The organism is Bacillus sp. RCC_6_1 (genome assembly GCF_041360755.1).
GTDB lineage: Bacteria > Bacillota > Bacilli > Bacillales > Bacillaceae_G > Bacillus_A > Bacillus_A cereus.
In genome coordinates this window covers 116576-138883 of record NZ_JBFUPV010000010.1, presented here as the reverse complement: position 1 = coordinate 138883, position 22308 = coordinate 116576, and the positions used below count along the sequence as shown (strand labels likewise).

Below are 22308 nucleotides of genomic sequence, written 5' to 3'. Positions count from 1 at the left end.
TCTTTCTTTTCCCTATTTCTTCTTCTTACATTTCTTTTGCGCCTTGCTTTCCTTAACTCTTCAACTTGCAACAGGTTGTTCTTCCTCTTACCTATTTTCCTTTACTGACATCCTTTTTGCGCTTTGCTTTCCTTAACTCTTTAACTTGCAACATGCTGCTCTTTCTTTTCCCTATTTCTTCTTCTTACATTTCTTTTGCGCCTTGCTTTCCTTAACTCTTCAACTTGCAACAGGTTGCTTTTTTTCTTACCTCTTTCTCCTTACTTACATTCTTTTTGCGCTTTGTTTGCCTTATATTTCTCAACTTGCAACACGTTTGCTCTTTCTCTTACCTATTTCTAATCAACTTGCAACACGTTTGCGGTATCCTTTCCCTATCTCTTTCAACTTGCAACAGTATAATTTATTTCTCAACTAAGTAATTTTAAAAAAAATCATGTCATTTTAAAGTTTTCAAGCTATTTTTCTCATATTTTTTATAAGTTACATACATAATATGCAACATGTTTGCGGTATCCTTTCCCTAACTTTTCTATCATCTTCACCATAAACCTTTATATACCAAGGGTTTAGGTGCTTTTCCATTTACTTTTATACATATCATCCAACTTGCAACACGTTTGCGGTATGCATGCCCTTATTTTTCTCACAAGATGCAACAGTGTTTGCGGTATCCTTTCCCTACTTTCATTCTATAAATGTCAACAAGTCCTTTTATATCAAGGGTAATTATTACAATTCATTTTTAATCATTACGTTCACTAACTTGCAACATGTTTGCGGTATCCTTTCCCTAACTCCCCTACCATTTTCACTATAATCCTTTATATACCAAGGGTTTAGGTGCTTTTTTACTTACTTTTATACATATCACACAACTTGCAACACGTTTGCGGTATCCTTAACACAAAAAAAAATCATGAAATTCTCTTATCCCTTGATACAACTAGCTTCATAAGCTGTTGCAAGTTGCTAATTTTCTTCTTAAAGGAGCACCTTTCATCATTTTTCGATTTGCTATAATCAAAATTGGTATATTTTATAGTATTTTGACATATATTTCTGAATTTGTAGAACGGAGGTGAAAAAGATGGGAAAATCATTTGTGATACGTAATCAACGTAGCTTAAATGGGAAAACAACAAACGCAGTTTTAGTAACACTCAAATCTTGGCAAAAGTTTGTGGAAACATTTGAGGAGAAATACTACAGCTATAAAGATACATATTTAGAAGATATTTTGCAGCACATGACATACGAAGAGCGTATTGCGGATGTAGAAGGTTTTGTTGAAAAAGCCAAACCATCTTTTTCACGTCGGGCAATGTCTACACTTGCAGAAAAAGCAGGACGAAAACATAAATTATACGGTATTACGAATGCTGATCTTGAAGTGTTCTTGTACTTACATAAAAAATGCTATACAAACGGCGTCATTCCAAATGTAACCATACATATGATGTGGGAAGATTACAAGCAATATAAAGAAGAATTTGCTTATATCCAACACTCTCAATTCTATATCGCATTAAAGAAATTAAACTTACATAACATTATCTCCATCGAAAATGGAGTAGATGGCCGTTATACAATCAAACTCACTCATTTTATGAATGAGGAAACAGAAAAAGCAAATCCGTACGTATATATTAGTCCTGTTGTATTTACAAAGGATTTCTTTAAGCTATCTGTAGCAGCTAAGAAACTATTCTTAGACATCGCAATGCAACAACATACGGAAACAACATTAAAGCGTTCTTTAGACAAGCAGGACGAAAGAGGAAACAAAACTCACTTCGGTGGGATGTATCGTTTCTTACATAAAAAATATCCGCATCAGATCCGTGCGGTTATCGAGGAATTAACAACTGCATTACCATGTACGGGGAATCCCCTATTCAAAATTTGCAAAATGCAAAAAGGTGTAAAGCATACAAAACGATATACAACATTATATCTGTCTATACATTCAGACTTCTTATGTTCGAAAGAAGCTGGAGAAGAACAACATAGGGATCCATTTACACCAAAAGCTACCTATGCTCGAAAAGCGAAATTTATCGAAGCAGTCCTACAAGAGATGAATATCGGTGAACTTTCTGCAGACATGAATAAATTCATTCATGTATTAAAGCATACTTGTCATCGTCAAATTCGCAGTGTAATTCACGGACTACGTGACATGGTTGATCGAAAAGAAGGATATCCAACGAAAATTGTATATACATTGAAGAAACTATTGCATCAAACATCTCAATATCAAATTCTCGATACAGCAGCTAAAGAAGGTATCTACCCTCTTATTGCGCAGCATATACCAAAAGAGAGAAATAGCGAACGTGAGCAAGCTATCTTTAATTTCGGCCTACATTATTCTATGTACTCTCTTCGTAACATTAAAAAGATGTTTAAAAATGTGCATGCATTATTGAAGCAGAAGTTTGCGGTACCAGTAACAGAAGAATCTTATCACCGTAATTATATAAAATACCAGGAAGAAACGTTATTTAGAAAATATGCATATGATCAGGGAGTGAATCTCCATGCATATATCGCTTTAGAAATTGAAATGCGTGAAAAACTAAAAGTTCGTGGTCATAAAGAACGCACAATTCCAAGTGATGTACGTGAATGGTTTATTGAAACAATTGATAAACTACCACAAGAACAACTGCGTGTGATTGAGCTACCAAAACAGTTTAATTTACTAGAGTTTATGCGTACCTTCGAACGCTTAGTACGTGCTGGTGTAACAATAACAGCTCCAGATCAGGTGCTACACGCAATGGAAATAAAATAATAGTAACGAGCTCTCTATTTTTGAAAAAATCGAAAGTAGAGGGCTATTCGTAGTTGTTTCATTCATACTCTTTTTCTACTACTCTATTTATAAATACAAAATCAGAAGGACTTCATGTAAAATGAAGTCTTTTTTTATGCACTTCTATACAAATTCTCTTCTAGCACTATATAACTCTCCACATAGTGCCAGGGAGTATTCTTCTAATGTAATAAAACATACCTCATAATACCTACAAAAAATCAAAAATAAAATTATAAAAACAGTGGATATGAGGACAAATATACTCGAATGTGAATAGTATTTTTCTGACATCATTGTAACTACTAGTGTTGTTGTATATATCTAATAAAAATCATCAATAATAATGTGAGTTATGAGTAAATACTGAGTAATGTTAACAAATAACTACATTTTCTGAACAAAATGTGGATAATTGAACGTTAAATACTGCTTATTTACCAAAATAAAGTAAATGAAGCTTATTTCCATAGTTGAATAAATATAAAGTAATTTGTATCAATTTCTTTCCGATTTCATGTAGAAACATATGATTTTCTTTTTGCTTTTTTGTAGAATTGAAAGTCTTATAATTATTGAATCTACGGATACATTTTTTACTATTTATGATTTTTTACGTGCTAACATCAAATTTTCCCTTGTGGGAGTAGAGTTTCCCCCTATTTTTGATAACCTATAATAGTTTTATCTTTATTTCTTTTTAATATATAAGATATATATTTATAATAGATTTTATTATTAGTAGTATGAGTGTTAATAAAATGTCAGATCTAATCAAAAAAATTTAATAATGTCCATAGTATTTTTCTAAATGAAAAAAGCCTAATAGCTGTGCTAGTTATTCACATTATTTTTTAGTTGTAATATCTAAATATAAGCCCTCGTGCCTATTTATTTTAATATCTTTACTACAGTACAAGCGATGATAGTAAATTTTCTCTCATTACATATGTCTTGTAATGTTCTTAATACCATTTGTCCATTATGCATAAATTTAATTTGTTCGGATATATTTAACTTTTGAATGTTTAGATATTCCATACAATTGCAATCATAGATCGTTTCCTTTAAATAAACCCCTATTGTTTCATGAGAAAAACGAGCACAAATTATGTGCTTTTTCATTTAGTGTACTATTAGCCTCCGATGTTCTATATACAAGTGATTCCTAACTTGAATGCAACACAAAAAGAACTTCTTCAAGTCGATTAAATATGTGCATAGCAAAATAAGCTATATATACACTAATCGACTCAAAAAAGTCCTTTCACAATTGAAACAAGATGAAACTTGCTTATACAACTCAACTACAATAAAAAAGGTGAAGCTCTTGATACAACTCCACCTTTTTAGTATACTTCCCTATTTTTTCGAAGAAACAGGATCCATTTTTAATGTTTTTATTCCTTCTTTTAATGTAAATGCATCTGCTCTTAATGTTTTCCAACTATCTTTTGCTGCATTCAGGTTAGGTTTTAAAAATTTAAATTTATTTTGATCTGCCTTTTGGGATGCTTTATCAATATGATTAAGTACTCCTGAATATTGAGAATCTAAATCATGCCATTGTGCTGACATATAGGTAAGAGCATTAATAGCTGATCCAATTGCATTTTGCATTTCAGCAATATTATTATACGCAACCCCAACTACACGATTTAATGTTATTTTATAGTCTACCGTTTGCCGTAATTGCGCTAATAACGGCTCTAACGTACCTAAATTATTTCTTGCTACCCCTATCATTACACCTCCAGCAATCCATGTAGGGATTGAGGGATATGATACAGTTATTATTCCATCCGATTCTACTTGTTTAAAATGTCTTATTTGCTCTAAAACATCATTTAGGCGTTTTTCATCTTCATCTATTCCAGATGCTTGATTTTTTAAAATCGATTGCAAGATATCTTTATGACCTCCAAATGCTCGGACATCTTCTCCAATACTATCTCTTAACTTAGCTAGTTCTTGTATTAAATTCTGTGTATATGCTTGGTTTTGTTTAATCTCACCTTGTAAATCTGTAATGCCTTCTTTTAATGTATCTGCATCTCCTTCATTAATTGCTTCTACTAATGTATCGTAATAATTGTCAAATGTGGTATCATACTCTACAATTCCTGTAAGGGTATCTAAAAGTTGTTTTTTTATGTGCGCATCCCATTTTGTAGCATGCTCTCTTGCATTCTTTTGATCTTGTGCAATTTGACTAGGTAGATTTGTATATCCTTTAATATCAATTCCTTCAAAGTTAACATCTGGATTATTAATTAACAAATAAGAGTAATCATTCATGGATTTTGCAAATACCCCAGCATCTTGCAAAGCTTTTTTCATCTTTTCGCTGTTTACAGAAAGAGATATATCTTCCGTACTCGTTTGTTCTATTTTACTTTCACTTGCAAAAGCAGCTACTGGTGAAACTACAGTAGTTGTTGTCAGGGTTAAAAACGTCGATACAGCAAGTAGTTTATAAGGAAAATTATTATTCACTTTAATTCCTCCTATGAATATATATTGATTTTTAGTTTGTTTTTTCTTGTTTAAAAGCAATGTCTTTGGAAATGAATTCTGCGTCCTTATGAATATCATTCCAACTTTGTTTAGCAGCTTTTAAATCGTCAGGTATTAACGAAAGTTTATGTTCTTGCATTTGATCGATATTATCATATAAATCTTTATAATTAGCCCCCATTTTATTCCATTGTTGCTGAATACTTGTTAGAGACATGATTGCTTGGTCCACTGTCTGATATAAATATGTTAGAGTGTCCTTGGTATTAGTAAGTGAAATAACCGCTTGATTAGCCAGATCAGCTTTCATACTTAATTCTCCGATTTTATTCGAAATTTCATTATAAGAATTCATATGATTAGATGCCTCGACACCAGCAGCTGTTCCTAAACCGATACCAGCGGCTCCTAGAGCTGTAAGACCACCCACAACAGCTGGTGTAGCTGTACCACCCGTCACAACAATTACTACCGCTCCTGCAATCGTTCCAATAACTAAAATAGCAGCTCCTAATCCACCACCAATTGACCAGGCTAATACATTATCAAAATGTGATTTCTGTGTAGAACGTAAATTCTCAATTTCGGCCTGAAGTTGTGGGACTAGTGCTTGTTTTCCCGCTAATATAGCCGTTAATCCGCCCTGTCCATCTGGACCACCAACATTATTTTTAAAATCTACAGTATTTGTATACAACTTTGTTTTAAAAGCCTCTAACATCTTAATGACTTCCGTAACATCATTTGAATTTGTATGAATTGTATTGATTAAATCCCCTATTCCTTCTTTGAGGCTCACCTTATCTTTCTTTTTTACAGTGTCTACTAGTGTGTCGTAATAGTTTTGAAATTGCTCATCATAATTTACAATATTACGTGCTGTTTTTTGAATGTTTGGCTTCGCTGTATCTAACCAGTAATTTGCATTGATTCGTGACAGTTCCTGATTTAGGTGAATATTTTTGATTAATTCTCCTCCCCCGGAACCTAAATCAATGTTGGATAAATTTACATTCGGTTGCTTAATCATAGTTTTGGCGTATAAATCCATTACAAGAATATGAGAGCCTGTTTCAGCCAATGCTTTCTTTAATCCTTCAGGTCCTAACGCATAATTTTCTATTTTCTGTTCCTGAGCTGTCTGTTCTTGTGCAAGTGCATGAATAATACTACCATTCGTAGCAGTTATAACCGTTGCTAAAGTGGCTAAAGTTATAACCTTAAATGGAAATTTCATCATTTGATCTCCTCCTTATATTCAGTTGCAATATAATCTTTTTGATAAACCTATGTTCTTAATATTAGAATTTATAAACTTGTTCTTCGAGTTGATTTGTTACACTTTTTAATCGTCTTAATGTATCTTTTTGAGACTGAGTGTTATTGGCATCAACTTCAGTCGATAATTTTGTAATACTATTATTTATTAGATCCAAATCCTCTTTGTAACGTTTCATTAGCTCAATTTCTCCATCTACTTGGTTAGCAAATGTATGCAAATCATTTTGCATGAAAAGAATCATTGATTTTTGTAAATCCGCTACAGTTAATTTAGTTGTTAAGTCATATAATTTCTGATTTTGTTTCTCTAAATCATTTAAATATGCACGTTGCTCTGCTGTTAGTTTATTAATTTCAGCAAAAGTATTATATGTTTTTTTTATTTTTTCAGGATCAATCACTTTCATAAGATCATACTCTTTCGTTTTTGTAACTGCAGCTGCAGCGATTTCACCTTTTTTACTTTTCTCTATTGCTTCACGTGCTTCTTTTTTGGCAGCCTCAATTTCTATAGCTGATTTTCCCTTTTCTTTTGCTTCTTGCTCTGCTTTCTTCTCTGCGTCTACAATAGCATTGTTTATTTCTTTTCCTTTGTTATACGCTACTACTGCTGTTTGAGCAGCCGGTTCAATGATATCTTTCGATAGACTATAAATTTCTTGGAATACCTTTAGCCCTTGTTCATTTAAGGCTCCTGGTAATAATGCTATTTGCTGTAAATCATTTTGAATTGATTTTTTTGTATCTAGCATTTCATTTTTTAACTTATCTATTTTTCCTGTTCCCTCTGAATTAAGGACACTCTGTGCTTTTGCCACATCAGTATCAAGATTTTTCACCTTTTTATCTAACTGTAGTTTTAGATCTGTTAACTCATTAATTTGACGTTGCACACTTTCTTGGTTTGTTATGGTCATGTCTTGAAGGACTTCCAGTCTATCTGTAAACCCTTCTTTATCTTCCTTATTATCTACAAATCCTTTTAATGTTGGATAATAACTATTAAATTTAGTTACAAATCCTTTACTTTTTGAATTTAATAGAATTAATTTGGGATAAAGTTCGGATGACCACTCTTTCATATCTTGTTTAATTAGAAATTGAGTTGTATTTAAAGATGGAACTTCTACAAGTTGTACATTCGGACTTGCTAAGGCTCCATCGACAAAGGTTTGTGTTAATTTGGAGTGTGCACCTATTTTTCGTAACGCTGAGGAAATATCTATATTATCTTGTTTTGTTTCTGCTTGAACGATTGGCGTTGCGAGAGTATTGATAGGAATAGTCGCCCCGGTAGCAATTGATGTTATTAAAAATCCTGTCATAATTTTATTCTTCATTCCTTACACCTCTTCACTATTGTTTTTTACAAGTTTTGATTGTAAATGTTGTACAACCTAACGTTAGGATTTCTTCACACACACTTGAGGATAAAAAATTTTTCAAAAGAGTAAGTGCATCTCGTTTTTTATTTGTTTTTGATAGAATATAAGGTCCTTACTTCCCCCCCCATTTTAATCACTATGTTTTTCATAAGTAAACTAGAAAATTGTGTATCTAATGTTCGATTTTTCTGACATTAAATGTTTTATTTTTTTCTAATTATATTTAAAAAGTTTTTATACTATTATCACTTCATGAAGTGAAATAATTTTACTACTATAATTAAACATAAAATTTGTTGGTATCATTGAATCTTAATAAATATCATATAAAAAAATGTTATTACTATAATTTTATGGGATTTTATGTATTATGTACTTTATATGAATATGTACAATTGCATACTCATATAAAGTACTATCCTTGAATAACATACAAGGCAGTCACCATACATTCCTATCAACTTAAGAGTTTTTACTTCCCCAATTGTAAAAAAGTTGTTATTTCTAAAATTTAACTAGAAAAGATGATGTTTTTTATCCATCTTTCAATTCAAGATGAATTACAACTATTTTTTAAAGTTTGTTCGAACTGGAGAATACAACCAAATTAATCTAGATAATATAGTGACGAAGTTTTTTCTCAGAAAGCAGGAACTGATTCTAAAAATGCAATAACTTTATTGCTACTCAACAATTCCTTAATCGGTCTTTCCGTTCAGATTTTTTGGGAACTATAAGTATATCCCTTAAGATAAACAGATCCCAAGGGACAAAACATCGCAATTTTTTTAAAACGTCGAGACTTTATTTAAAAAACGACATTAAGAATTTTCTTCAAATCCAGGGGCATAACTTTGCAGCAAACAAAAGAACCATAAGTTTGCTGTTCCAGAAAACTTATGGTTCATATTACACTTATTTTGAAAGTTATTCATGCGAATCTTATGTTTATTTTTCTTCAGCCTATATTACCTTTAATTAAATTGGAATAGTTGATAAAATCAATCATTCCAAATGTTCATTTAATGTTGAACCTTTTTTAGTCATGTTAAAAAATCCTCTCCAAGTAATGGTGTAACATCAAAGTGTGTACATGGTCTTTTTTACATTGTCTACCTAAAGAGGATAATATCGATCATTACTTTGATTAAGTCCTTTTGTTTATATATATTTATTTTTAAACCGTCGTTTACAGCAGATTAACTACTACCTGTCTTTCTATCCACTTATCTAGCTTATTTTTCGTATCATCATTTAATCGTTTTCTTTTACCGGATAACATCCTTGAAAGTGTTGAATACGAAATATCTATTTCTTTCGCTAACTCACGAATACTTTTATTATTCTTCTCTTTATACGTGTTCATCTTTTCAATATAAAACTCAATACTATTAGGGGGTTCTTGATTTACTATACTTATTGGCTTCTCTTCAATTACCGGTGGCTTTTCTTCCATCTCAATGACCAAGGGTACTTGCTGCTTACTTTTCTTAGTAATCAACTCTTGTTGTAATTTAACAAGTTCATTTGTAGGAGAAATGCTTACTTTTAATTTTAACCAGTAGTTTTCAAACCAGTTTTTTCCCTTACATTTTTCCTCATCAATTTCGGGAGAGTATTTCCACTCTTGAATTACTTGGTCGCTCATAAGGTCATCTAAAGTCTTTTCAAAAACTTGTCTTATTAGACTTGGTTTTCTATTCATGCTTATCTCCATTACTTGTAATAACCCTTTAGGACCACCAATACTATAAGAATGTGTTAAATGTTGATAGGATTGTTGAATGCGCCAACGCCAACTTAGATATCTGGTTAATCTTTTGTGATATCTCTGTTGCTTGCTGTTATACTCTAGGGCTTTTTTTGATAATAAACCTGTTAGCTTTTCAGATCCATAGAGATATTTTGATAAAAAGCTTCCTGGTGTAACGTTCATACTCTCTATTCCTAATGTTTTATCCGTATCAATATCTTTTGCAATGATAATTTCATCCATTACAAATAACCTTCGAATTCTTTGCTTTTTATAAGTTAGGCTTTCATTTGGATCTTTTTCATTTAATATCACAATCTCATTATCTTCATTGACATAAATAAAAATACTAGCAAGAGCAGCTAATCGCTCCATAATTTTTAATCTGTCTTCTTTTCGATAATAAGCCTTACCATTTTTGATTTGTTTCATATTACACATATCTAATATTTGTTCGTAATGTACAGGCACAATAGTCTTATCATTTTCCGCACTCTTTACCCAAAGTTCAGTTACAATATCGAGGCAGTCCGCCGTCAAATCGTCCATTACTCTTGTTAAAAAAGTAGAATCAATCAGTGTATTCCATCTTTTTAATTCTTTCCTTTGTAATTTCATATCACCATCATCGTGTGACGATACTACCACTAGACTATTTTGTTTATCCTGTAATTGAGCAATCCGTACATTCTTATCTTGGTCATCTGTAAACTTATTCTTAGCAATAGTGTCTGATAAATGGTACATAAACCCTGCATTACTTCGTTCTATATAATCACTCTTAGCCTCTGAATGTAAAGGTAATTCTTTTGCGATAATAGGCAGTTTAATTCCAAACTCCATATATAAGTCATCTCTTAGACATTCAAAAATTTCTTCCCTATGATTTTCTAGTTTTGGAAGAATGTCTATCCCTGATAATCCTAAAGCTTCCTTTTTAGAAACCCATTTTACTAGCCTTTCGAAAGTCTGTGATGAATAAGATGAGTTGTAAATTTCCTGTAGATCTCTTTCTACATCTTGATAGAATTGTTGCCATTTATTTAAAACCTTTTCACTTCCCTCAACTCCAGTTAAAAGAGGGTAAGCTATATATAAGGTGTTTTGAAATAGTACTTTTAACTTCTCCACTAATAATCCTCCTAATTGCTTCTAATACGATTATATCAATTGCTACTAATCATTCATACCATGTTAATTCTAATATATTTTAATGTCGTAAAAAGATAGCATACATAGAATACAACCATTAATTATTATGTATGTGACGGTTTTATTTAGTGCTTTTATAGACTCAGCTTTTCTTTCAAAAGAAATGTGGGGATTTGTACTATTAATAATTTTAATTTCAATTTTGTTTCCATATATTTTTAACATTTTAACTTTTGCTAGAAATAGATGGACTAAATTAGTTTGTTTTAAATTTTGTTTTGAGCAGATTTTAGATGAAAGAGAGAGTGAATGATTAAACGTATAAGAGATTGTGAACTCTTTATTTACAGTGTTTTCAATGTATACTTTTATTATATAAATTGAGGATATCAGGGGGTTCGGAGAGAAGTTAATATTTAAGGGGATTTGAAGGTAAACTAATAATAAAAAGTTTACATTGGAAAATAAGAAAAAGAAACTGGTTTTTAAGGTTCTTTTTCTTATTTTGATAATATTTGTATCTTATTGTAGTTAATATATCTTATAATTAGTTTATTGGAATTTATAGTTAAAGAGGGTGATTGAACATGACAGTGCAAAAAGAAAAAGTAACTAGGCGGGTTGTTTGTAGGAAATGTAAATCTGATCAAATAGTTGGTAATAAACGTGGTTATAATTTTAAAAGGATGTTTTTAATTCTGTTTCTTATGTTAGCTACACTTATAGCTATTGGAATAGTTCCTCGACATTCTCCACTTCAGGATATGGCTGCATTTGTTGGTTTTTTAATGATGCTCCTAGGGGCACCGATAACTTTATTCAGTGGATTTATTGGTAGAAAAAATATTGTCAATGGTTGTATGAATTGCGGACATACATGGATGCCTAAAAAATAGAATGTCTATAGATCAAAAAAGAAAAGACAGCTGATTGATTGCTGTCTTTTTGCCTATTTTTGAGTAATAAATTAAAGTTTCTTAATTATTACTTGTTCGCCATCCTTCATAATGTCCTGTCCATGAATTTTTACTTACTTCAGTTACTCCTTTTAAATACCAAGTTACTCCATTCCACTCTTTTACAGTGGGTATTTCCCCTTTTGATTTGTAACCAGGAAAGTCTTGTTTTTCTTTTTTCTTAACAAAACTTTTTTTATTATCAATTGTTTTTAATTTTACACTTGTATCAGTAGGTGTTTCCGCAAATACTCCTCCAGCACCAGATAACATAATTCCAGTTGCTAATGTTCCAATTATTACTTTCTTAAACATGAAAAATCCCCCTTTTTTGGAATGAATATTACATAAATAAGAATACCATATTATTTGTATTTTCTAACATTTTAATTTATTTATAAATATTTAGCTGAATATTCAAAATATATAATTATTGTGAAATGTTTTAAAAATAATTAGTCCTATTAGTAGTGGATCTCAAGTGAATAATTGGAAGAAAACTAAATTATTTATAGGGTTAGAAGTATAGAATCCAAGCTTTTTCAACCTAAATTTATATTGAAAAGTTTACATAAAGGAATAAGCAAAAGAACCTGGTTTTTAGGCTTCTTTTGCTTATTTTCCAATAGTCTCTTTTTGTTTACTTCTTCGTTTTGACGATCATGGAGATTATAGTGTTCAAAATGTGTTTGGATTTACTTTTATAATTATTGTATTTTTAGGATTTCCTGTAACAATATTCAGTGGATTTATTGGTAGAAAGAACATTGTCAATGGTTGCATAAATTGTGGACATACGTGGATGCCTAAAAAATAGAATGTTATAGGTGTCAAGAAAGAAAAGACAGCTGATTTATTGCTGTCTTTTTCCTTTCCTCGAGTGATAATTGAAAGTAAATCTTTATTGATTTTTGGGTTTTGAAATTACTAAAAATAGAATTGTATATAGTACCGTTCCTAGTATTACTATCAATAAGGACATTGAAATATCTGAAAGGATGCTAACCCAATCTTTATTTTAAATATATTTGATAATGTCTTTATAAAATATTAAGTTCATAAGGATAAACATTGGTAGACTCCAAAATAAAAAAATATTAAATAAATGGAAACTAATATTCAAGAATTAACTTTCGTATCTGTAATAGCAACAATACACTTAGTTTTTATTAGTTTGTAAACCCTTTTCACTAAATGGAAGTAAAACATGCAACATCTTTCCCATCTTGCGTACCCTTAGTCCAAAACAAGCAACATCATTCTCAACTTACGTACTATTCCACTAGAATAAGCAACATTTTTCCCGTGTTGCGTACTTATTTCTCTAAATAAGCAACACTAAACATTTAAATTATTTAATTTCAGGTGAAAAAGAAGCAACATTCTTCCCATCTTGCGTACTTTTTTTCTAAATAAGCAACGTTTTTCCCAAGTCGCGTACCTATCTTATTAGTGAAATCAGCCATAAATGCTGTTATATCAGGTGATCTAAGATGTTAAATCACAAGCAATTTATATATTACACAAAAATTCTTTCCCAAGTCGCGTACCCATTTTGCTGAAAAAGGAGCAACACCTTTCCCAAGTTGCGTACCAAAAATCAATTGAAATATCAATAAAGTATTGATATTAAAGGATTTCTCCTTTTCTCATTAAATAGCATCATACAAGAAAAGAGCAACATTCCTTCCCGAGTCGCGTACCAAAAATAAAAATAACAATTTTCTCTATCCCTTGTCGCTCTAAGGCCCATAAGGTGTTGCCTTTTTTGAAATTCTCTCTTAAAGGGCACATTTTTACAAAATTCGATTTGCTATAATCATAATTGGTATATTTTATAGTATTTTGACATATATTTCTGAATTTGTAGAACGGAGGTGAAAAAGATGGGGAAATCATTTGTGATACGTAATCAACGTAGCTTAAATGGGAAAACAACAAACGCAGTTTTAGTAACACTCAAATCTTGGCAAAAGCTTGTGGAAGCATTTGAGGAGAAGTACTACAGTTATAAAGATACTTATTTAGAAGATATTCTACAGCACATGACATACGAAGAACGTATTGCTGATGTGGATGGATTTGTCGAAAGAGCCAAACCATCTTTTTCACGTCGCGCAATGTCTGCACTTGCAGAAAAAACGGGAAGAAAGCATAAATTATACGGCATTACGAATGCTGATCTCGAAGTGTTCTTATATATACATAAGAAATGCTTTACTAATGGTGTCATTCCCAATGTAACCATATATATGATGTGGGAAGATTACAAACAATATAAAGAAGAATTTGCTTATATCCAACACTCTCAATTCTATATCGCTTTGAAAAAGTTAAGCTTACATAACATTATCTCCATTGAAAATGGAATTGATGGCCGTTACACAATTAAACTCACTCATTTTCTGAATGGGGAAACAGAAAAAGCAAATCCGTACATATATATTAGTCCTGTTGTATTTACAAAGGCTTTCTTTAAGTTATCTGTAGCGGCTAAGAAGTTATTTTTAGATATCGCAATGCAACAACATACAGAAATAACGCTAAAGCGCTCTTTGGACAAGCAAGACGAAAGAGGAAACAAGACTCACTTTGGCGGGATGTATCGTTTCTTACATAAAAAATATCCGCATCAAATCCGTGCGGTTATCGATGAATTAACAATTACATTCTCATGTACGGGTAGTCCCCTATTCAAAATTTGCAAAATGCAAAAAGGTGTAAAATATACAAAACGATATACAACGCTATATCTATCTATCCATTCAGACTTCTTATGTTCGAAAGAATCTGGAGAAGAACAATACAGGGATCCGTTTACACCAAAAGCTACCTATGCACGTAAAGCGAAATTCATCGAATCACTTCTACAAGAAATGAATATCGGTGAATTGTCTACAGGCATGAATAAGTTCATTCATGTACTAAAGCATACTTGTCATCGTCAAATTCGTAGTGTCATTCGTGGGCTTCGTGATATGGTTGATCGCAAAGAAGGATACCCTACAAAACTTGTATATACATTGAAAAAACTATTACATCAGACATCTCAATATCAAATTCTGGATACAGCGGCGAAAGAAGGTATCTACCCTCTTATTGCACAACATATACCAAAAGAGAGAAATAGTGACCGTGAGAAAGCTGTCTTTAATTTTGGTCTACATTATTCTATGTACTCTCTTCATAACATTAAGAAGATGTTTAGAAATGTACATGCACTACTGAAGCAGAAGTTTGCAGTACCAGTAACAGAAGAGTCTTATCACCGTAATTATATAAAATACCAGGAAGAAATGTTATTTAGAAAATATGCATATGATCAGGGAGTGAATCTCCATGCATATATCGCTTTAGAAATTGAAATGCGTGAAAAACTAAAAGTTCGTGGCCATAAAGAACGCACAATTCCAAGTGATGTTCGTGAATGGTTTATAGAGGCAATTGATAAGCTGCCACAAGAAAAACTTCGTGTTATTGAACTACCAAAGCAATTTAATTTACTAGAGTTTATGCGTACCTTCGAACGTTTAGTACGTGCTGGAGTAACAATAACAGCTCCAGATCAGGTGCTACACGCAATGGAAATAAAATAATAGTAAAGAGCTCTCTATTTTTGAAAAAATCGAAAGTAGAGGGCTATTCGTGTTTATTTAATTAGTAATCCATCTCTGCTACTCTATTTATAAATACCAAATCGGAAGGACTTCATGTAAAATGGAGTCTTTTTTTATGCAATTCTATACAAATTCGATTCTAGCAATATATAACTCTCCACATAACGTCAGGGAGTATTCTTTTAATGTAGTAAAACCTATCTCATAATACCTACAAAAAATCAAAAGGAAAATTATAAAAATAGTGGATATGCGGACAAATATGGTTCAATGTGAATATAATCTTTCTAAAATCATTGTAATTACTAATGTTGTTGTATTTATCTAATAAAAATCATCAATAATAATGTTAGTTATGTATATATACTGGGTAATGTTAACAAATAGCAGTCTAATCTGGATAAAATGTGGATAATTGAACACTAGATAATGCTGTATTTAACAAAATAAAGAAAATAAAGCCTATTTTCATAGTTGGATAAATATAAAGTGATTTGTATCAATTTCTTTCCGATTTCATGTAGAAACATATGATTCCCTTTATGCTTTTTTGTAGAATTGAAAGTCTAATCATCATTAAATCTACGGATACATTTTCTACTATTTATGATTTTTTACGTTCTAACCTTAAATTTTTCCTTGTGGGAGTAGATCTCTTCCCTATTTTTGATAACCTATAATAGTTTTATCTTTATTTCTTTTTAATATATAAGATATATATTTATAATAGATTTTTAATACAGCTAGTATACTTGTTAATAAGATGTCAGACCTAATTGAAAAAATATGTAAATTCCGTTATAATAATGGTAATTAAACATATCATTACCCACATAAAAAAGGACAAACCTACGTATCCCTACCAGGGCGAGGTTTGTCCTTTTTTCATTTTAATAAACAATTCATATTGGGAGGATTAAACATGGCTGTACTAAAAGATTCGACTTACATAGAAATGAATACTTATAACGAGATTGGATTTTTTAAAGGGATTCTTTGGGGTTTAGTTTTTGTAGTTCCTTTTTGGATATGCCAGCAACCGTGCGTAGCAAAGGGCGGTAGCAGGTCTTTCACTTATTTTCTGTTATAGTAATTCCTAAGAAATTAGGTGATTATAATGAGCGAAAACATTAGCAGCCTTTTCTGCTTATTTAACAGAAAAAGGACGGAAACAATCCACGATTAAACGTTATGCTTATAATATTAAAGATTTTTATAAGTGGCTAAGAGCAAATGAGAAACTTCTAGATATCAAATCATGGAGTGAACTTTTTGAAGCAGACTATCAGATGTATTTCTCTGAGTTAGAAGACAAGCGTAAATATTCTCAGAAAACAAGACACAGAATATGGGTTGTTTTAAAGAAGTTACACATGTTTTTAGGTATAGTTAGTCCATTGGATGGTATTAATCGCTCTTTAATTCCGGATCTATCACTAAATGATAATAATTTTATTACCGAAATGGAAGAAAAGCTTTTAAAACAAACTGTTCTATCAACAAATGGGTTAACGGAAAGACAAGCTAAATATCGCCCTCTTATTATGGATAGAAACGTTTGTATTATAAATTTAGTAGTAAACTATGGGTTGTCCTTGCAAGAGCTTGTATCGCTTAATATGAGCCATATACAGTTTGCTAGAAATATCTTAATGGTACCTGGGGAAAATGGAGCAACTAGGTCCGTCTCTTTAACTATGGAAGATACGCAGCAGCTTTACAAATATTACACGACTATTCCGGAACCTGTAAGACCTAGACAACACACAGATAATCCTCTATTTGTGGCATTTGATATTAATCGAGGTACGTATCGTTGGGTGTACGAAAAGGATGCGCCAAAAGCTTTGTCTGAAGTTGCTATACAAAAGATGATACGACTTGAAGTGAAACGTGCGGAATTAAATAGGCGTATCTCTGCACAGCAGATGAGAAACACTTTTATTCTCCGTCTTATTAAGCAAGGATTAACTGAGGATGGGGTTCAAAACTAAAATATCTTTAAAAAGATATTATCAATATTTACAGTTGTAGCTTTGAAATAAAGTTTGATCAAAAATACCTCGCAATCCAAAGTTTTACGATAAATAAAAAGAATCCATTTTGAAAAAGATTGATCAAAATGGATTCTTCCCCAGCAGATTTAAGTTTGGTTTTTATAAAAAAGTTTGATCATTTCTACCTATGTTGTTCAACAATCGCGCCCGTTTGTGAAATTGGCAAAGGCAGTCTAATTATCGAATAGCCCTCTTCCTCTCAGATTTGCGGAAACAGGCTCCTTTCCTATTTCACGTGCCCATATAGATAACTGGCCAATATGGTGGATTTCGTGGACAATGACATGACGTATGATCTCTCCGTGTGTACATTCAATGACTCGGCGCCTGATTGGTGCGTCTCTAGAGCTAATCGGTTCTTCATTGAAATCAGTTTCTGAAAGTTTCCGAGAATCCATTTCATTTGTCAAAGATGTCACAAATGGCTTCACTTTCTCATGGTATTGAGCTGAAAGATTTTTCACTTTTTGTAAGCTAGCATAATCCTCAAACAATGGCTCCTCAGGCACTGGTTCACCTCGCAAACCTAAGATCCACATATATTCCACATCTACAATGTGAAATAGGGTATGTAGTATACTGCCGAACCCACCGACCCGTTTCTTTAATAGTTCTTCATCTGGTATGTCTTCGCACAATGTAAACCAATCATCACGGACTTGCCAGTTATATTGAAACAGTTTCAACATCACAACAACCTCTATCTTTTATAGATTTAATATTTAATTTTCACCAAGAGACTTCAAAATCCTTTTTTAAATAATAACCCTAAAAAACCTGTTAAAATCCTCCACAAACTGGCCCTTTAGTTGAGTAACTTTATTGCTACTCAACGATTCCTTAATCCGCCTTTCAGCTCAGATCTTCTTTTCACTATAAAAATAGCCCTTTAGATAAACAGATCCAAAGGGGCAAAACATCGCAACTTTTTTATAAACGTCGCGACTTTATTCAAAACATCGCGTCTTCTTATTAATATATTTTTCTTTGATTACTTCTTACTTTTCCGCATCTATCTTTTTAATTGCAGCTTCGTTCTGACTAATTATATCTTGAAAATGCTCTTTCTTATTTTCTTCTACAAACTGTATAAGTTCTTCGAATTCCATTATTATCACCTTATTTCATTAACTTTGATTACTTGTTCTAATTCAAATACAGAAAGTACCTGGATATGTAAAAATGTCTTTAGGGCATTCCAAACCTCTCTGTGGTCATCTAACGATACCTGGAGAGCGCTTTTCCAAACATCCATCCCAACCTCGTTATATTTAGGACTTCCTTTTATCAGGCATGATTTATGTATAGTAAACGAAACCGGATCCGCTTTTACATCTTGATATAGTACAAGTGTAGGAACCCAATCAATCGGAGTATGTAAGTGCATAAGATTTTCCAAACATTTCTTTAGAACGCTATTGTCTCCTATACAATGTATTTCACCGCTTATTGTATCCATTATGATTTTTTCACTCGGATGTATCTCTCTAACGTAAAATGGTACTTGATCTTCATAATGTTTATATATCCTTTTAAATGCTTCTATGGCCTTTTCTATTGATGTCGCATTAATAAAACTGATTTTATGTTCTGTAGTAATTTCTAATATGTATAGGCGCATAATTATTAATCCCCCTATATTTTCTATATATTAATTGATACATTGTATTATCTTACTTTTAATTTAAAGAAAGTACCTACGTTACTGGTACTCTCTTTAAATATAGCTTCTATTTATTGTTTTCCGACAGAAGACTCCTCCCTCAAAAATGTGAAGGTGTAAAACACCAATTTTAGGTGGGAGATGAATGTCGGTTGGCATAAGCCAACATGTTTGCTACCATATACTTGTACAGATTGCTCTTTGAAAACTGAAGATATGAGGTTGATTGCAGAAAAACGTTGCAATCGTAAAATCTTCAACGTTCTTTCGCCCCACGTTTGCTGAAGTTGCGAAAACCAAGCTAAAGTTAGGAAGCGTGGTGAGTCAACGTACAAGATACTTATGTTTTCACCGTAGGAATTACGGGCAGAGTCTGCTAAGATAACTGTTGGATACATCGGTGTTCGCAGGAATCTCCCACTTCAAGCAGTCCGTAAGGACGTTAAGTGGTGAGTAGTTCAAATGTTAATCTATTAAAAAAGCCTCGTTTCTTAATTCCTTAAGTATTTTTACAAAGAGATGGTTTGTCTCTTCGGATAGTATTTCCTCTGTTTCTATTAATCTAGAAAGTCTATTTGTAAACTCTGCTGCATACAAAAGCTTCGCACTAGCTTTTTCATCTTCTTTAAAAAATTGTTCATTCTTTATGGATTGAATTAATAGCTGAATTAGCATTTGTTTATGTTGTTCGTTCTTCTTTCCATGGTACATATCCATTCCTAACCAATGACGAACAATTCGTTCAGCGTCTCTTGCTTCTGTTACATCTACTCTAGATACAACAAAGGTTAGCTTGTTCCATGTTAACTTTGCAACTTCATTTGAATAATTTGAAGGAAAGAAGAAAAAGCTTTGTTGTGTAATTCTTTGCCGCTCTTTAATCCAACGAAATAGTTCCTGCTTCCCTAGATGAATATCTATTTCTACAAAAAATACGGGAAATGGAGATGTTGTTTTTTCCTCATTTATTGTACAATCGGGTTTGAACACCAACTCACCTAGATATGCGTGGTGTATAGGTTCCAATTCATCTCGGTATACTCTAATTCCATCCGTTTCATACCAGGCTTGCAGTACTGCCTCAATCTCTTCTTCAGAAATAAGACTTGTATTCATCTTTTGTTGTGTAAAAAGTAGATACTCTAAAAGCATTCTTCTACCGTAAGCCCTCCTGGTGCATAGTCTCCTTTTTCTGTGCGATCAAACATAATATAATCATATTCAGTATGATTTTGAATTGAAAACAAGTCCGAATCCCCTTTATTTTCGTTTTTAAGGAGTGTTTGCAGACTTCGCCTATTCATTACATTCCGATAACGAATATCGTTTCTAATGGAGCGTAAGAAGCTTTTCCATGATTGTAGATAAGCATAATCTGTATATCCTTCGCTTATTAGCTGGGTTAGCAGTTTATCCTCACCATTCATCATAAGACAAGTCCAATAGCCACTACGCGAATTTGCAGCTCCACGAGCATTTCCTTGTTGTTTTCCGCCTGTTTTTATGCCGTATTCAAACATAGCTTGTCCGTATTGTATACTCATTTCTTCTACATCCACACCAAAAGGAGGTATCCCTCTATCTAGAAGCAACATCCATACTTCATCACCGGTTAAGAATTTGACTGGATTAAAGCAGAGTATATTTTTCATATCATTGTGACGTGAAAATAAAGATTCATTACTTACTGTATATTTTTGAATACTCTGTCTTCTAAGTGCGCTTTCTTCGTTACTTACATATCTACATAAAATATCTGTACATAATTAAAAAATCATTATTAAGTACCTGTTCCATTCAACCTCAAACTTATTACGTAATTGTACATAATTATTTATCGTGCATAATCACTACAAATTATGCAAACCAAGAGCTTCTGCCTACATTTTAACGAAAATATAGCCAACCTAATTCCGACATCAAAAGAACCAACATTTCTATCCTAGTCCCAATATCAGCATGGCTACAATTAGGGGTAAAGTAATTCATTTTATAATTTCAATTTTTATTAGTGCACGAACAAATTAGCTCTAACTCTTCATTTAATTTTTGCTTTTTCCAACTACCAAGTAAACGATCTTTTTTGTTCCTCAGGTAATTAATCTAATAACCATTCGTATGATACAGATTTAATTTCTTGTGTAGCCATGTCAATGTGTTTAATTGATGTTCTCATAAACTATATCCCCATTCTTTTATACAGAATTCCATATATCGCTAATTAAACGTGGAGTTGTTCAATATCCAGAAGATTCTTTTAACGAAATTGTAAACATGGGCTTTACAAAAGATACAAATGTTAAACTTAAGAAAACGAGTGATATCTGTATACGTACTGATATCACTCGTTTTATATAGATGCTTAATAGTGAATTTGGTAATTTATGGAATTTCATGAAATTAGTTTTACTTTTTATAGATAACCATTATGGTCTAATCATATCATTCTAGGAATTTTGTACGTTTAAATATTATTTTTAGCTCTTACGGACTTTTGGGGAGTTGTTCTGTCGTTTTCTACATTTTTATAAACACCGTAACCTAAAAATGATAATTTTTAAAAAAATACAAATAAAGAAAATCATGTTACAATCCAGATATAACCTGTTTAGAGGAGGATATAAATGAATATTATAAACGTGACTGATTAAAATTTTGAACGCGAAACAGATAAAAGTATTGTTTTAGTAGATTTTTGGACAAAATGGTGTGGTCCTTGTAAAAGATTATCCACGGTGCTAGAAGAATTTGACACAGAAATGAAGGTGAAAATAAAGGTTGTAAAAATAGACATAGATAAAAATAAAAAAACTTCTCATAACTTTAAAGTTATGAGTATACCAGCCTTATTCGTATTAAAAGATGGTCAAGTAGTCTATTGAGCACTTGGATTCAGATCTAAAGAGGCGTTAGTAGAATTAGTATCAAAACAATTCTAGTAGTCACTTAATAAAATTGTTTAATCTTAGCTAACTTAATCCAAAAATACTACGACAATGTCATTCATAAAGTTGAAAATAAACTAGTTTGATGCACCATAACCCAATAACATTAAATATTTTGAATATACTCCCCAAAAATCATTCCTTAATTTTTATGAATGTGA

11 protein-coding genes and 3 pseudogenes are annotated in these 22308 nt (G+C 31.9%); 6 read left to right on the top strand and 8 right to left on the bottom strand.

Annotated features, from left to right (window positions below; genetic code table 11):
• Nucleotides 1-1090: 1090 nt before the first annotated feature.
• Nucleotides 1091-2800 (top strand): hypothetical protein, encoded by a 1710-nt coding sequence (locus tag AB6801_RS23230; protein ID WP_016090251.1) that lies wholly within the window; start codon nt 1091-1093, stop codon nt 2798-2800.
• A 1383-nt stretch (nt 2801-4183) separates the two neighbouring features.
• Here AB6801_RS23230 and hblA read toward each other — a convergent pair.
• The 4 genes from hblA to AB6801_RS23210 all read right to left on the bottom strand — a co-directional run bounded on the left by hblA (nt 4184) and on the right by AB6801_RS23210 (nt 10888).
• Nucleotides 4184-5317: a hemolysin BL binding component B gene (gene hblA, locus AB6801_RS23225; RefSeq protein WP_001063467.1), complete on the bottom strand. Its 1134-nt coding sequence runs from the start codon at nt 5315-5317 to the stop codon at nt 4184-4186.
• A gap of 31 nt (nt 5318-5348) precedes the next feature.
• Nucleotides 5349-6578: a hemolysin BL lytic component L1 gene (gene hblD, locus AB6801_RS23220; RefSeq protein WP_370941179.1), complete on the bottom strand. Its 1230-nt coding sequence runs from the start codon at nt 6576-6578 to the stop codon at nt 5349-5351.
• Nucleotides 6579-6639: 61 nt separating this feature from the next.
• A complete protein-coding gene (hblC, locus tag AB6801_RS23215; protein ID WP_097842657.1) occupies nt 6640-7959 on the bottom strand; it encodes a hemolysin BL lytic component L2 in 1320 nt (439 codons plus the stop codon).
• Between the two features lie 1234 nt (nt 7960-9193).
• The gene (locus tag AB6801_RS23210) at nt 9194-10888 is read right to left on the bottom strand and encodes a helix-turn-helix domain-containing protein (RefSeq protein ID WP_000413210.1); all 1695 of its coding nucleotides are present in this window, start codon (nt 10886-10888) and stop codon (nt 9194-9196) included.
• A gap of 608 nt (nt 10889-11496) precedes the next feature.
• Here AB6801_RS23210 and AB6801_RS23205 point away from each other — a divergent pair.
• Nucleotides 11497-11805 (top strand): hypothetical protein, encoded by a 309-nt coding sequence (locus tag AB6801_RS23205; RefSeq protein ID WP_000218028.1) that lies wholly within the window; start codon nt 11497-11499, stop codon nt 11803-11805.
• An 81-nt stretch (nt 11806-11886) separates the two neighbouring features.
• Here AB6801_RS23205 and AB6801_RS23200 read toward each other — a convergent pair whose 3' ends face one another.
• Nucleotides 11887-12180: an LCI fold-containing protein gene (locus AB6801_RS23200; protein WP_000475236.1), complete on the bottom strand. Its 294-nt coding sequence runs from the start codon at nt 12178-12180 to the stop codon at nt 11887-11889.
• A gap of 1571 nt (nt 12181-13751) precedes the next feature.
• Here AB6801_RS23200 and AB6801_RS23195 point away from each other — a divergent pair.
• The 3 genes and pseudogenes from AB6801_RS23195 to AB6801_RS23185 form a co-directional block, all read left to right on the top strand.
• Complete coding sequence (locus tag AB6801_RS23195; protein WP_103653315.1) at nt 13752-15461, top strand: hypothetical protein; 1710 nt, start codon at nt 13752-13754, stop codon at nt 15459-15461.
• Nucleotides 15462-16404: 943 nt separating this feature from the next.
• Nucleotides 16405-16572, top strand: coding sequence for a hypothetical protein (locus tag AB6801_RS23190; protein ID WP_000279636.1), 168 nt, complete (start codon nt 16405-16407; stop codon nt 16570-16572).
• Nucleotides 16573-16606: 34 nt separating this feature from the next.
• Nucleotides 16607-17516: pseudogene (locus AB6801_RS23185) on the top strand (tyrosine-type recombinase/integrase); the annotation flags it as partial.
• A 196-nt stretch (nt 17517-17712) separates the two neighbouring features.
• Here the strand turns inward: AB6801_RS23185 and AB6801_RS23180 are convergent.
• The 3 genes and pseudogenes from AB6801_RS23180 to AB6801_RS23170 all read right to left on the bottom strand — a co-directional run.
• Nucleotides 17713-18228 carry a DinB family protein gene (locus AB6801_RS23180; protein ID WP_000915548.1) on the bottom strand — a complete coding sequence of 172 codons (516 nt, stop codon included), beginning with the start codon at nt 18226-18228 and terminating at the stop codon, nt 17713-17715.
• A gap of 425 nt (nt 18229-18653) precedes the next feature.
• Nucleotides 18654-19160: a hypothetical protein gene (locus AB6801_RS23175; protein ID WP_001242097.1), complete on the bottom strand. Its 507-nt coding sequence runs from the start codon at nt 19158-19160 to the stop codon at nt 18654-18656.
• Nucleotides 19161-19667: 507 nt separating this feature from the next.
• A pseudogene (locus AB6801_RS23170) lies at nt 19668-20944 on the bottom strand (adenine nucleotide alpha hydrolase family protein); the annotation flags it as partial.
• Nucleotides 20945-21826: 882 nt separating this feature from the next.
• Here AB6801_RS23170 and AB6801_RS23165 point away from each other — a divergent pair.
• A pseudogene (locus AB6801_RS23165) lies at nt 21827-22084 on the top strand (thioredoxin family protein).
• Nucleotides 22085-22308 lie beyond the last annotated feature (224 nt).

What these genes read in the sequence shown, in the direction of transcription:
- AB6801_RS23190 (WP_000279636.1), top strand. Translation starts at nt 16,405, where the DNA reads ATGGCTGTACTAAAAGATTCGACTTACATAGAAATGAATACTTATAAC.
- hblC (WP_097842657.1), bottom strand. Translation starts at nt 7,959, where the DNA reads ATGAAGAATAAAATTATGACAGGATTTTTAATAACATCAATTGCTACC.
- AB6801_RS23180 (WP_000915548.1), bottom strand. Translation starts at nt 18,228, where the DNA reads ATGTTGAAACTGTTTCAATATAACTGGCAAGTCCGTGATGATTGGTTT.
- AB6801_RS23175 (WP_001242097.1), bottom strand. Translation starts at nt 19,160, where the DNA reads ATGCGCCTATACATATTAGAAATTACTACAGAACATAAAATCAGTTTT.
- AB6801_RS23200 (WP_000475236.1), bottom strand. Translation starts at nt 12,180, where the DNA reads ATGTTTAAGAAAGTAATAATTGGAACATTAGCAACTGGAATTATGTTA.
- AB6801_RS23205 (WP_000218028.1), top strand. Translation starts at nt 11,497, where the DNA reads ATGACAGTGCAAAAAGAAAAAGTAACTAGGCGGGTTGTTTGTAGGAAA.
- AB6801_RS23230 (WP_016090251.1), top strand. Translation starts at nt 1,091, where the DNA reads ATGGGAAAATCATTTGTGATACGTAATCAACGTAGCTTAAATGGGAAA.
- AB6801_RS23195 (WP_103653315.1), top strand. Translation starts at nt 13,752, where the DNA reads ATGGGGAAATCATTTGTGATACGTAATCAACGTAGCTTAAATGGGAAA.
- hblD (WP_370941179.1), bottom strand. Translation starts at nt 6,578, where the DNA reads ATGATGAAATTTCCATTTAAGGTTATAACTTTAGCCACTTTAGCAACG.